Source organism: Actinoplanes sp. NPDC051388 (assembly GCF_055586225.1).
Window position 1 is genome coordinate 254,468 of record NZ_JBVJIP010000002.1, and the last position, 12,568, is coordinate 267,035.

Genomic DNA, 12,568 nt, shown 5'->3' on the forward strand with positions numbered 1-12,568 from the left:
CTTACTGCGGCTGCGCCCGCCGCGCCGCCGCTGGCGGGCCCCGCCGAGCCGCCCGCGCTCGCACCCGCTGCATTGCCCGCAGCGACCGTGCTGCCCGTGGCCGCCGTGCTGGCAGCGGCCGTCGTGCCGGTCTTCGCTGGTTCGGCGCCTCCGGTTGCTGCGCCACCAGCGCTCTCGGCGCCAGATGTCCCGGGTGCGTTGGACACACCGGGAAAGCCAGTCGCGCCGCCTGAGCCGGCCGCCGTTCCTGCACCGACCGGTCCGGCTGACTCAGTGCGTGGCCTCGCGAAAGCCGACCGCCCTGAAGGCCCGCTCGGAGCACTACCGGCGCCCTCGATGGTGCCGGAGAAGGCAGCCGGCCCGCGGCTGCCGCTAGGCCCCCGCGGCGTCTCCCCCGCCCCCCGAATCCCCAAGTCCCTGAAGGGTGCCACTTGGCCTCGCTCAGGCGAGGGTCGGCGGGTTGAGGGCCGGTCATCAGCGCCGCCGCCCTCACCCGTTGCACCCGCAGAAGCGGGGCCGCGACCTGAGACCTGCTGGCCGGTGCTGTCGGACTCGCGGGGTGTGGGTTGGCGGGTTGGGGATTGTTGATCGGTGCGGGTGCTCTCGGGCGTCGCGCTCCCGGAAGCCGGACCAACGCCTCGGGCGCGCTGATCGGCACTCCCGGCTTCGCGCGGTGTGGATCTGGAGGTCGAGTCAGAGATTGCGGACTGCCTCCCAGCACCGCCCGGGTGCGGTGCTTCACGGTCCGGAAGGCCCTGAGTCTGAGGCGCGGGGACCGCGAAGCTCTCCGAGCTGGCCCGATTGTTCCCGTCGGTCTGACGCGAGGGTGAGGACGGCCCGCCAGTGCCGTTGACGGCCGTCTCGCGGCGCGGGGGCACGTCGCGCGGTTCGGGTCCGGGTTGAACGGCCGGGCCAGGCCCGGCGGCCTGTGCGTCGGCGTTGCCATTGCTCGGGGACCGTCGAACCGGGCCCGCTTGGTCTGGCCCAGCAACCGTCGCCCCGACACCTGTCGGCCCAAGCCGATCGCTCTCGCTCGGACGCGAGCGCGGACCCGAGGTGCCGCCGGCGGCAGTTTCGCCCTGCGGCGGCTCGTCACGAGAGCCGGGTTGAGTCATCGCGTCCCGGTCATCGCCCTGCCCTTCGACTCTGCCCGCTTTGCGCGGCGCGCGACGACGAGGACTCTTTGGGCTGGTCCCGGCAGCCAACGAGTCGGAGCTCGACGGGTTGGGCTGATCGTTTCCGCCGGCCTCGTGCGGAGGCGGCGAAGTGTCGCGCCGGGTTGCGGCCGGCTCGGCCGCGGAGCGCTCGGCCTGCGGCGTTGTGTCGCTGGCCGCCGCAGCGGTCGTGGGCTCGGCCGCGGAGCGTTCGGGCGGCGGTGAGGTGTCGCTGACCGCCGCCTCGGCTGCGGTGCGCTCAGGCTGCGGTGTTGTGTCGCTGGCCGGGGTGGTCGTGGGCTCGTCCGCCGACGGGCGGGTGGCCCCTGGCGGGCCGGAGGCGGGCGTGGCCGGGCCGGACGCCGGCTTGTCCGTCGTCATGGCTCTCCCCTGTGCCGCCTGCTCAGCTGCCCGCTCGCGCCCGCAGCAGCGCGATGTCGGCCGACTGCCCCTCGACTCCACCCGGAGTCTCCACGATGACCGGTGCGCCGGCTGCTCGAACGACGGCCGCCACCAGTTCGGGGTCGATCTTGCCACTTCCGAGGTTGTCGTGCCGGTCGCGGCCGCTGTCGAAGGCGTCCTTCGAGTCGTTCGCGTGGATCAGGTCGATCCGGCCGGTGATCGCCTTGACCCGGTCGACGATGTCCAGCAGCTCCTCGCCGCCGGCGTGCGCGTGACACGTATCCAGGCAGAAGCCCGCGCCGAAGTCGCCCACCGCGTCCCACAGCCGGGCCAGGTTGTCGAACTTGCGGCAGATCGCGTTGTCGCCGCCCGCGGTGTTCTCGATCAGCACCGGCAGCGGCAGCCCGCCGTCCTTTTCCGCATATTCGAAAGCCTTGCGCCAATTGACGAAACCGGCGGCCAGATCGTTGCCCGCGCCGACGTGGCCGCCGTGCACGATCAGCCCCTTGGCGCCGAGCTCGGCCGCCGCGGAAGCGTGCGCCATCATCAGTTTCCGGCTCGGGATGCGGATCCGGTTGTTGAGCGTCGCGACATTGACGATGTAGGGCGCATGGATATAGATGTCCACGTCGGACGCCCGCAGATCGGCCGCGTCCTCGCGCGGCACGGGGGTCTTGTAACCCTGCGGGTCGGTCAGGAAGAACTGGACCGCGTCCGCCTTGCGGTCGGCCGCCGCGGTCAGCGGATCAGCCGGGTCGACGTGAGCTCCGATGCGCATGGCCACGAGCCTACGACGCCGGTACGACCAAAACCGCCCGCGTCACCGCCGCGCGCGACGTCTCGTTAACGGATTGATCACGTTTCGCCGTCGTGGCCGGATCTTCGGCCGTAGCTGGGAGAGATCGCATGTCGCAGGTCCGATACCGGGTGGCAGCACTGACGCTGGGGGGTCTTCTCCTCGGTGTTCCGCTGCTGACGAACGGGACGGCGAGCGCCGAGCAGGTCGAGGGCGGCGGCCGGCAGGTGGTCTTCGGCGGCGGTGGCGTGCTCGGGCTGTCGTGCCGCTCGACGCCGAATGTGAACTCGATGACGGTTCCGGCCGACTCCACGGTCCGGGTCGTCAATCGCACCGGGCACAGCGCGCGCCTCTCGCTCGGCGGCGATTCGAAGGGCACGCTCGCGGACGACGGCTCGACCGAGGTGGTCTTCCGCCGCGGCACCACGGCCGTCCAGCTCAGTCCGTCCTGCGCGCTGGGCGCCGAGTCGACGCCGGTGCTGATCACCGCGACGCCGAGCACGACGCCCGATCCGATTCCGGGCCCGACCGACGACGACGCCACGCCGATCGAACCGGACGACTCCGACTCGCCGTCCGCGCCGGGCACCGATTCCACCGGCACCGGTTCCGCGCTGCCCGACTCGGTGCCGCCGGCCACCCGCCCCTCGCGCACCACCGTGACCAGCACGCGTCCGGGCGTCACGCACCCGATCACGTCCCGGCCGATGACCCAGGCCGCGGCCTCCGCGCTGCAGACCATGCCGCAGGGTGGCGCGGCTTCGCCGATCAGGGTCAAGACCAGGATCACCCGGGGTACGGGAGCCGGCACGCCGACGTTCTCCGGCATGCCGCCCGGTGACCGGAAGACGATCGTCCCGGGCGTACCCACCTTGGGGTTGCCGACCATGTCCGAAGCCGTCGGCGCGGCACCGGGCGTGCCGCCGTCGAACATCGCGGCCGCCGAACCGGTCGCCGAGATGAAGCCGATCCAGAACCGGCAGCCGGTCGGCATGCTCGCGATGGTGGCGGGCGTGCTGACGCTCGGGGTCGCCGCCGCGGCTATTCGGGCAATTGTGTCGCAACGTGCATCTCGGTCAAACATCGCGTAAGCTACCGGCAGAAAGCTCCGCGGGGCGGCTGCGTCCAACCTCATCGGTGTGGTCGTTCCTCCCCAGGTCCCACCCAGCGAATGCGGACCGGACGCCCCGCGGCTCCTCGGACGGGCCTCGTCGCACTGCGGCGGGGCCCGATTCCGTGTCCGGCAGAGGCTTCGCTACACTTGACCGTCACCCGGGCATCACTGTGCCCGCGTGACAGACACAAGACCTCCTGCCACGGAGAGACCGTGGCCGTTCAGCCCACAGGAGGTGAGATTGTCTTGCGTCATTACGAACTCATGGTGATCCTCGATCCCAGTCTCGAGGAGCGCACCGTCGCCCCGTCGCTCGACACGTATCTGAACGTGATCCGGACCGCGGGCGGCTCGGTCGAAAAGCTCGACGTGTGGGGCCGTCGCCGGCTCTCGTACGAGATCAACAAAAAGGCCGAAGGCATTTACGCCGTCGTTGACCTGCAGGCGACCCCCGAGGCCGTGGCCGAGCTGGATCGTCAGCTCCGGCTCAACGAGTCCATCCTGCGCACCAAGGTCATCCGGCCCGAGACCCGCTGACGCTCGTTTTTGTCAGGGGGCTCTGAGAGCCTCTTGCGTGAACGACGCTCAGCGGCGAGGAGAAGATCATGGCAGGAGAAACCACCATCACGGTCGTCGGCAACTTGACCGACGACCCCGAGCTCCGCTTCACCCCCTCGGGTGCGGCGGTCGCCAAGTTCCGCATCGCCTCGACGCCGCGGACCATGGACCGCGCATCCGGTGAGTGGAAAGACGGCGAGCCACTCTTCCTCGCGTGCAACATCTGGCGCGACGCAGCCGAGCACGTAGCCGAGTCGCTGCAACGCGGTTCTCGGGTAATCGTGCAGGGGCGGCTGCGTCAGCGGTCATACGAAACGCGTGAGGGCGAGAAGCGCACCGTCTACGAGCTCGAGGTCGACGAGATCGGCCCGTCACTGCGCTATGCCACGGCAAAGGTGCAGAAGATGAGCCGTTCCGGCGGCGGCGGGGGTGGCTTCGGCGCCTCCGGCGGTGGCGGTGGTGGCGGTGCCCGGCAGCCCAGCGGTGGCAACGGCGGTGGCGGCGGAGGAAGCAACACCTCCTTCGACGACCCGTGGGCCACGGCAGCGCCGGCGTCCTCCTCCTCCGGCGGTGGTCGCAGCACCTCAAACTTCGATGACGAGCCCCCGTTCTAAGGGAAAAGACAATTCCAGGAGCACGAGCAATGGCCAAGGCTGCGGCACTTCGCAAGCCGAAGAAGAAGGTGAACCCGCTCGACAAGGACGGGATCACCTATATCGACTACAAGGACACCGCGCTGCTGCGTAAGTTCATCTCCGACCGCGGCAAGATCCGCGCTCGGCGGGTCACCGGTGTGACCTCGCAGCAGCAACGGCAGATCGCCCGCGCGGTTAAGAACGCCCGCGAGATGGCGCTTCTGCCGTACACGGCAACGGCGCGCTGAGGGGAGGCCCGGATATGAAGATCATCCTTACTCAGGAAGTTTCGGGCCTCGGCGGCCCCGGCGACGTGGTGGAGGTGAAGGACGGCTACGGCCGTAACTACCTGCTGCCGCAGGCCTTCGCGATCCGCTGGAGCAAGGGCGCGGAAAAGCAGGTCACGGTCATCAAGCGGGCGCGTGACGCCCGGGAGATCCGCGACCTGGGCCAGGCGAACGAGGTCAAGGACCAGCTCGCCGGTCTCAAGGTCACGCTGTCGGCGCGGTCCGGCAACGGCGGCCGGCTGTTCGGTTCGATCACCCCGGCCGAGATCGTCGACGCGGTCAAGGCCGCCGGCGGTCCGTCGCTGGACCGGCGTCGTCTCGAGACGACCGGTCAGATCAAGACGACCGGCACGCACAACATCAAGATCAAGCTGCACCCCGAGGTGACCGCCACGTTCCCGGTGAACGTGGTCGGCGCCAAGTAAGGTCCGGCGGGCGGAGGCCCCGTGTCTGCGGAAAACGCAGGCCGGGGCCTCCTGTCATGTCCGCTCGGGGACCGAGCCCCCAAATCTCCACGACTCAGCAACCGCATGGACGCCGATGCTCGCCACTGCCATGCGGGTCTTGTTCTAGCGTGCCGGGTCTTCCGAGATCGGGCGTCGGTGGTCGGCCTCACGGAGGATCGCCTCCATCTCGGGGCCGGGCCCGAGCAGGCGGACCTCCTGGGCGCAGCGGCAGGCGGCCGCGAGCTTGGCTGCCCAGACCAGAGCCTCCTCACGGGTGGCGACTTCGACGACCGCGAACCCGCCGATGACCTCCTTGGTCTCCGGGAAAGGGCCGTCGGTGACCGTCCCGTCCGTGGCCACGACGCTCGCCTGCTGCCTTTCCAGCCCGCCCCCGAACAGCCAGACGCCGGCGTCCATGGCCTCCTGAGCCGCCGCCTGCGCGGCCTTGCCCACCTCGGGCAGGTCCTCGTCCGAGACGTGGTCCATCGAGCCTTCGTTGAACGAGATCAGGTATTGCGACATCCCATAGCTCCCTTGTCCCGGCGGCCGGCCGTGGTCGCCTCTCACCTGCTCTACGAACGACTCGCACCGGATTCGACACTGCGCCGGACAATCTTCACCGGATTTCCGCCGCTCGGCGCGCCACGCGGGCGACGCCCGGGCCGGGTCAGCTGAGGCTGTTGCCGGTGATGGCCGAGGACAGGACCGTGGCCAGGCCGCCGCCCATCACCGCGGCCGCCAGGCCCACGCTCGCAGCCTTCCAGGAGCCGCTGGCCCACCGCAGGCCGACCGCCACACCGATGCTGAGCAGCAGCGACAGGCCGAACTGCGGCGCCGCGCCGACCAGGGTGTCGAGGGCGTGCGCCTGCTCGTTCGTGTTCAGCATGACGATGTAATAGATCAGGAACAGGACGACGGGTACGCCGTACCAGATGACCGTGTAACCGACCGCCGCGAGCGGACCGCCGGTGTCCTCCTCGATCTCGTCCTCGTCCGGCTCGAGCAGGTTGTTGGGCCGGTCCTCGGTGGCCAGGCCGCCACCGACCGGCCGGCGCTCGTAGGAGCCGGTCGTCGCGGGGCTCTGGTAGCCCGCCGGCCGGCGAGGCGGCCACTCGGTGTCCGCAGCCGGCTCCACCATCGGCTGACGCGTGCCGGTGGACGACGGCGGGATGGCCTGGACGTTCGGCGACACCGGTGCGGGCGGCGCCGCGGCCGAGCCGTTGACCGGTTTGAACGGCACGAAGTCCTGGGTGCCGAACCGCCGCGACTCGCCGTCGGCCAGATCGGTGCTCTCCGCGGCCAGATCACGCCGCCAGTCGCCGGTGTCGTTCTCGCGGTAGGTCGCCGTGCCTCGGGCGGCCTGCTCCCGCTGCCAGTCGGCCTGGTCGAAGCGGCGGATCTCGGTGACCGCATCCCCGACATAGGGCTCGGTCTCGCTCCGCATCTGGTCGCGCCAGTCCACGTCGCGGGGCTGCTCGTCCGGCCAGTTGCCGTCTCCGGCGCGGCCGGCGCCGGGCCCCCGCTGATAGACCTCGGGGCTCAGCGGCGCCGCGCTCATCCGGGTGCCGGTGTCGCCCGGACGAAGGCCGCCGGGGTCACCGTCACGACGACGGTTCGGGTTGCTCGGGCGAGCCCGGCCGACCGCACTCGAACGCGAACCGCCGCCCCGGGTGCCGGCGCCCGGCTCGCGCACCGGCGGAATCAGCCCGGTCTCGGCGTTGTTGCCGGCCCACTGCTCGGTCGGCGCCTCGATCTCGCGGCGCCGGGAGCCCGGTTCCTCGCGCCGGCCGCCCGGCGCGGCGCCGCTGCGCGGCCGGATCGGCGGCTCGCCGTCGCGGGCGATGTCGTCGCGCAGCTCGTCCTGCCAGGCCGGCCGCCGCGGCTCGGCGCGCCGGTCCGGGCCGTCACCCTCGCGCCACGCCGGGCGGGTGTCGTCGTCCTGCCAGCCCGGGCGGCGGTCGTCGCGACGCGGGCCCTCGATCTCGGGGCGTCGCCGGCCGTCGCCGGCCAGGTCGTCACGCCAGTCGGCGGGCCGGGGCTCCTCGCGCCAGCCGATCGCGGCGGCCGCACCGTTGGCCGCACGGCGCGGCGGCTGCGGGTCGTCGTAGTCGCGGCGCCGGCCGGGGTCGGCCTCGCCACGGTCCCAGTCGACCGGGCTGATCGGCCGACCGGTCTGTTCGTCGTAGTCCCGGCGCCGGGGCGGCTGGGGCTCCTCGCGCCAGCCGATGGCCGCGGCCGCGCCGGTGACCGGGCGGGTCGGCGGTTCTTCGTATCGGCGAGGCGCGGTCTCGTCCGGCGCGGACCGCCAGCTCTCGGTGGGCGGCTCCGCAGTGCGCCAGCCGATGGCCGCGGCGCCGCCGGTGGGCGGCTCGGCGCTGTCGCGGGCGCGCCGCGGCTGCATGGACTCGTCGAGCGGGCGGTAGGGCTCCGGGCCGGGCTCACCGCGGCGCCGGCCGCCGGGCGCGCCCGAGGCCGGGTTGACGCGACGCCAGCTGTCGCCGGCCGGGCCGCCGGATGCCGGGTCGGTGCCGCGCCAGCTCTCCGCGCCGGGGACCGGCTGACCGGGACGCCAGCCCTCGGCGCCGGGCCCGGGCTCGTCGCGGCGCCAGCTCTCGGTGGGCGGCTCCGCGGTGCGCCAGCCGGTCGCGCCGGTGACCGGGCGGGTCGGCGGCTCTTCGTAGTCACGGCGGCGCTCGGCCGGGCTGCCGGCGTTGCCCCAGGTGCGGGCGTCGTCCGCCTGCCAGCGACCGGGCGGGGTCTCCTCGCCGGGGCGGCCGGCGGCCGGACCGGCCTCCTCCGGGTTCCAGGCCGGGGCGGACGAGACGTGCCGGGGTGCGCCCGGGTCGGCCCGCCAGGCCGGCGGCGCCGATGCGCTGCGGGCCGCCGGGTCGTTCCAGGACGGCCGCTCCGGCTGGCCGCGCCAGTCGGTCGGCGGCTCCTCGGTGCCCCGCCAGCTCGGCGCCGACGTGGGGGCGGCCAGCGCCGACGCGTCGAACATCTGCATGCTGCCGGTGTCGTCGTGGCCCGCCCAGTTGTCGGAATCGGAGCGCGTGCTCCAGCCGGCGCCCGAGCGCGAGCCCGGGTCGGAGGCCCGGCGGCGGCCGCCACCGGAACCGTCGTCCAGCCCCGACTCGCGACGCCACCGGTCGCGGTCGTCCTCGCGGACCAGGTGACGGCCGTCGTCGAAGCCGCCCGTGGCGCTGCTGTTGATCGTCGGCGCCGGGCCCGGGGACGAGTCCCAGCTCGGACGGGTGCGCTGGGACGGCGGGTCGTAGGGCGTGGGCTCGACCAGTTGCTGCCAGGACGGCGTCGCGCTGGGCCGGTCGGACGGCTGCCACGGGGGCGCGGCCGGCGGACCGGACGGGCCGGGCATGCCGGGTGGCGCGGTGAACTGCTGCCACGCCGGGCGCTGATCGGCCGGTGGGGTGCTCTCGGTGAATCGGTGCCAGGTGGTGGAGCCGTTGCCGTCGGTGGTCTGCCACGAACGGGCCGGGTCGGGTTGCTCGGCCGGCGGAGCGTCGTCACCCTGCGGGGCGTTCCACGCCGTACCCGAGATTGCCAGGGGTTGATTGGTCTGCGACTCGACCGGGGGGAGGAAACCCTCGGCGCCGGCCCCGGTGTGCCAAGCCTCCGTCGTGGACCGCCAGCCGTGCGTGCCGGAGGTCGAACGCCACTCGGTGGTCTGCCGCCAGCGGGCGGTCTGCTCGGTCGCGCGCCACTCCGCGGTCTCCGTGCGCCAGCCGACGCCGTCCTCCGGGAAGGCGGTGCGACCCGACGCCGCCACGTCTGACCAGCGGCTCGGCTGAAGCTGACCGCCCTGGTTCTCCTCCGGCTGCGCGGCCCACGCGTCCGCCCGCTCGGCCCAGGCGACGGCCTCGGGAATGGGTTGCATACTCCCGGTGTCGGTTACCGAACTCCACGTGCGCGAATTATCGGGATTTTCCGGACTATCTTGGGTAGACCAGGGCTCCTGGGCGCGACTTTCGCGCGGCAGGCGGGCCCCATAGTCCCAATCCCGTTGGTCCACCTGAAAAGCGTGACCGCTGGCAGGCCGAACCGCAACGCCCAGAAGCGACGGCTTGGTCACCGCGGGCAGTTTTTGCACGTCCGGGCCATGTTTTGTTCATCCACATGGTGAGGACAACGAAGTCCCTGCTCGGGAAGGCACAACCGGCGTCATCCCCAGACGTTATACACAGGCTGTGCACAGGGCTGCACACAGCTCCAGGCCAGATGTCCACAGGTTCGTCCACCGGGCTCGGTTGGGCAGGTCACCGAGGGCTTCGTATGCTTCTGCCGCCCTGCCGGGTGGAGTCGGGCTCCACGTTCATCCAAAAGTGTCGTACCCGGGTTGTTTGATCATTGCGGGTCCGGTTTTCAATGCGGCGCGTCCTGGCGTCGGCGAGTGGAGGGAGGTCCGAGTGTCGATCACGGACGACGCGCGGCCGGAGTCCCGTCCGCAGCCCGCGCCGGGTGGCCGGTCGCCGGAGAGCGGTGGGTTCGACAAGTCGCCGCCGCAGGACATCGCGGCCGAGCAGAGCGTGCTCGGCGGCATGCTGCTGTCCAAGGACGCGATCGCCGACGTCGTGGAGATCCTCAAGACCCACGACTTCTACCGGCCCGTGCACGCCACGGTCTTCGACATCATTCTCGACCTGTACGGGCGAGGTGAGCCGGCCGACGGCGTGACCGTGGCGGCGGCTCTGTCCGACCAGGGCGACCTGCAGCGCGTGGGTGGCGTGCCCTATCTGCACACGTTGATCGAGAGTGTGCCGACGGCGGCGAACGCGTCGTACTACGCGCGCATCGTCTCGGAGCGGGCCGTGCTGCGCCGCCTGGTCGAGGCGGGCACCAAGATCGTGCAGCTCGGTTATGGCACCGGGGGCAACGGCGGCCGCGACGTGGACGACATCGTCGACCTGGCGCAGCAGGCGGTCTACGACGTCACCGAGCGCCGGGTCAGCGAAGACTTCGCGATCCTCGCCGACATGCTGCAGCCCACGCTCGACGAGATCGAGGCGGTCGGCGCCACCAACGGCATGATGACCGGCGTACCGACCGGCTTCAGCGACCTGGACCGGCTGCTCAACGGCCTACACCCCGGCCAGCTGATCATCGTGGCCGGCCGCCCGGGTCTGGGAAAGTCGACGGCGAGCATGGACTTCGCCCGCAACGCGGCGATCCGGGCCAACTGCGCCAGCGCCATCTTCTCGCTCGAAATGAGCAAGATCGAGATCGTCATGCGCCTGCTGTCCGCCGAGGCCAGGGTGCCACTGGGCGTGCTGCGCTCGGGCCAGCTGTCGGACGACGACTGGACCAAGCTGGCCCGCCGCATGGGCGAGATCAGCGAGGCCCCGATCTTCGTCGACGACACCCCGAGCATGAACCTGATGGAGATCCGAGCCAAGGCGCGCCGCCTCAAGCAGCGCCACGACCTCAAGCTGATCGTCGTCGACTACCTGCAGCTGATGACATCGCCGAAGCGCACCGAGAGCCGCCAGCAGGAGGTCGCCGACCTGTCCCGTGGCCTCAAGCTGCTGGCCAAGGAGGTGGAGTGCCCGGTGATCGCGGTGAGCCAGCTGAACCGCGGCCCCGAGCAGCGCACCGACAAGCGCCCGCAGCTGTCAGACCTGCGCGAGTCGGGCTGCCTGACGGCAAGCACCCGGGTCATGCGCGCCGACAACAACCAGGAAGTCACCCTCGGTGAACTGCTGGCCAAGGGAAGCAGCGACATTCCCGTGTGGGCGCTGAACGAGCGGCTGCAATACACCCCTCGCACCATGACGCACGTCTTTCCGAGCGGCCGCAAGCCGGTCTTCCGGCTGCGCCTGGCTTCCGGCCGAGAGATCGACGCCACCGCGAACCACCCATTCCTGGCCTATGCCGGCTGGACGCCGCTGGGCGAGCTCGCGGTGGGCGGCCGGATCGCGGTGCCACGGCACGTTCCGCCGCCGATGATGACGACGGGCTGGCACGACGCCGAGATCGTCCTGTTGGCGCATCTGCTCGGTGACGGCTCGTTCGTCCGACGCCAGCCGCTGCGATATGCGAGCGTCGACGAGGAAAACCTGATGGCGGTGGAGAAGGCGGCGAAGCACTTCGGGGTCACCGCCGTCCGAGACGACTACCCGGCGGCTCGGGTCACCACGCTGCGTCTGCCGGCGCCCATGCGGCTCGCCCGTGGCCGCCGAAACCCGATCGCGGAGTGGCTGGACGGCCTCGGCCTGTTCGGGCTGCGTTCACACGACAAGTTCGTGCCCGAGTCGCTCTTCAACGTGCCGAAAGATCAGATCCGGGCGTTCCTGCATCACCTGTGGGCGACCGACGGTTCGGTCACGATCGACAAGTCCGGTCGTGGTGGCCGTGTCTACTACGCCTCCACCAGTCGCCGGCTGCTCGATGGTGTGTCGCGGTTGCTGCTCCGCTTCGGCATCACCGCCAGGATCCGGCAGGTCACGCCGGGGCCACATCGCTCACAGTTCACGCTCGACATCTCCGGGCGGGACGACCAACTTCGCTTCCTCCGCGAGATCGGGGTGCACGGCGCGCGATCGGCGTCGTGCGAGCTCTTGCTGGCCGCGCTCGAGTCGGTGCGCGGCAACCCGGACGTGGACACCGTTCCCAAAGAGGTCTGGGTCGATGTCCGCAAGATCCTGCTCGACAAGGGCATGACGCATCGCCGCTTCGCGGCTGCGTTGGGCACCGCGTTCAGCGGCAGCGCACTGTGGAAGCAGGCGCCCAGCCGTCAGCGCCTGGCGCGGGTCGCTGAAGTGCTGGACAACGCCGAGCTCGAGCTCCTCGCCACCAACGACGTGCTCTGGGACGAGATCGTGGCGATCGACCCGCTGGGCGAGCAGGACGTCTACGACGCGACGGTCATGGGAGTGCACAACTTCGTGGCCAACGGCATCGCCACGCACAACTCGATCGAGCAGGACGCCGACGTCGTGATCCTGCTCCACCGAGACGACTACTACGACAAAGAGTCCCCGAGGGCCGGCGAGGCGGACTTCATCGTCGCCAAGCACCGAAACGGCCCAACAGACACGGTGACGGTGGCCGCACAGCTGCACTTGTCCCGCTTCGTCGACATGGCCATCGTCTAGCAGCCGCCGTTCCGACGCGGGCGGTGGGTCAACCGCGCCATCCTTGATCCTGGCGCCGAGGGCGGCCCAG

The 12,568-nt window shown here is 71.3% G+C and carries 9 protein-coding genes; 6 read left to right on the forward strand and 3 right to left on the reverse strand.

Annotation, left to right across the window (positions count from 1 at the left end; translation table 11 throughout):
• Positions 1-1,557: 1,557 nt before the first annotated feature.
• Positions 1,558-2,334: a deoxyribonuclease IV gene (locus ACZ6TI_RS05385; RefSeq protein WP_465343756.1), complete on the reverse strand. Its 777-nt coding sequence runs from the start codon at positions 2,332-2,334 to the stop codon at positions 1,558-1,560.
• Between the two features lie 128 nt (positions 2,335-2,462).
• Here ACZ6TI_RS05385 and ACZ6TI_RS05390 point away from each other — a divergent pair, with 128 nt between their 5' ends.
• The 5 genes from ACZ6TI_RS05390 to rplI all read left to right on the forward strand — a co-directional run bounded on the left by ACZ6TI_RS05390 (position 2,463) and on the right by rplI (position 5,371).
• Positions 2,463-3,443 (forward strand): hypothetical protein, encoded by a 981-nt coding sequence (locus ACZ6TI_RS05390; RefSeq protein WP_465343757.1) that lies wholly within the window; start codon positions 2,463-2,465, stop codon positions 3,441-3,443.
• A gap of 269 nt (positions 3,444-3,712) precedes the next feature.
• The gene (rpsF, locus tag ACZ6TI_RS05395) at positions 3,713-4,003 is read left to right on the forward strand and encodes a 30S ribosomal protein S6 (protein ID WP_225254282.1); all 291 of its coding nucleotides are present in this window, start codon (positions 3,713-3,715) and stop codon (positions 4,001-4,003) included.
• A 68-nt stretch (positions 4,004-4,071) separates the two neighbouring features.
• On the forward strand, positions 4,072-4,638 hold the full coding sequence (locus ACZ6TI_RS05400; RefSeq protein ID WP_465343758.1) for a single-stranded DNA-binding protein: 567 nt from the start codon (positions 4,072-4,074) through the stop codon (positions 4,636-4,638).
• 29 nt (positions 4,639-4,667) lie between these two features.
• Positions 4,668-4,907: a 30S ribosomal protein S18 gene (gene rpsR, locus ACZ6TI_RS05405; protein ID WP_007073789.1), complete on the forward strand. Its 240-nt coding sequence runs from the start codon at positions 4,668-4,670 to the stop codon at positions 4,905-4,907.
• A 14-nt stretch (positions 4,908-4,921) separates the two neighbouring features.
• Positions 4,922-5,371, forward strand: a complete 450-nt coding sequence (rplI, locus tag ACZ6TI_RS05410; protein WP_465343759.1) for a 50S ribosomal protein L9 — start codon at positions 4,922-4,924, stop codon at positions 5,369-5,371.
• A 144-nt stretch (positions 5,372-5,515) separates the two neighbouring features.
• Here the strand turns inward: rplI and ACZ6TI_RS05415 are convergent, their stop codons facing one another.
• Positions 5,516-5,914, reverse strand: coding sequence for a YciI family protein (locus ACZ6TI_RS05415; protein WP_465343760.1), 399 nt, complete (start codon positions 5,912-5,914; stop codon positions 5,516-5,518).
• Positions 5,915-6,059: 145 nt separating this feature from the next.
• On the reverse strand, positions 6,060-9,284 hold the full coding sequence (locus tag ACZ6TI_RS05420; protein WP_465343761.1) for a hypothetical protein: 3,225 nt from the start codon (positions 9,282-9,284) through the stop codon (positions 6,060-6,062).
• 529 nt (positions 9,285-9,813) lie between these two features.
• Between ACZ6TI_RS05420 and ACZ6TI_RS05425 the strand changes: the two genes are divergently transcribed.
• Entirely contained in the window at positions 9,814-12,498 is a 2,685-nt protein-coding gene (locus tag ACZ6TI_RS05425) for a replicative DNA helicase (RefSeq protein WP_465343762.1), read from the forward strand.
• Positions 12,499-12,568 lie beyond the last annotated feature (70 nt).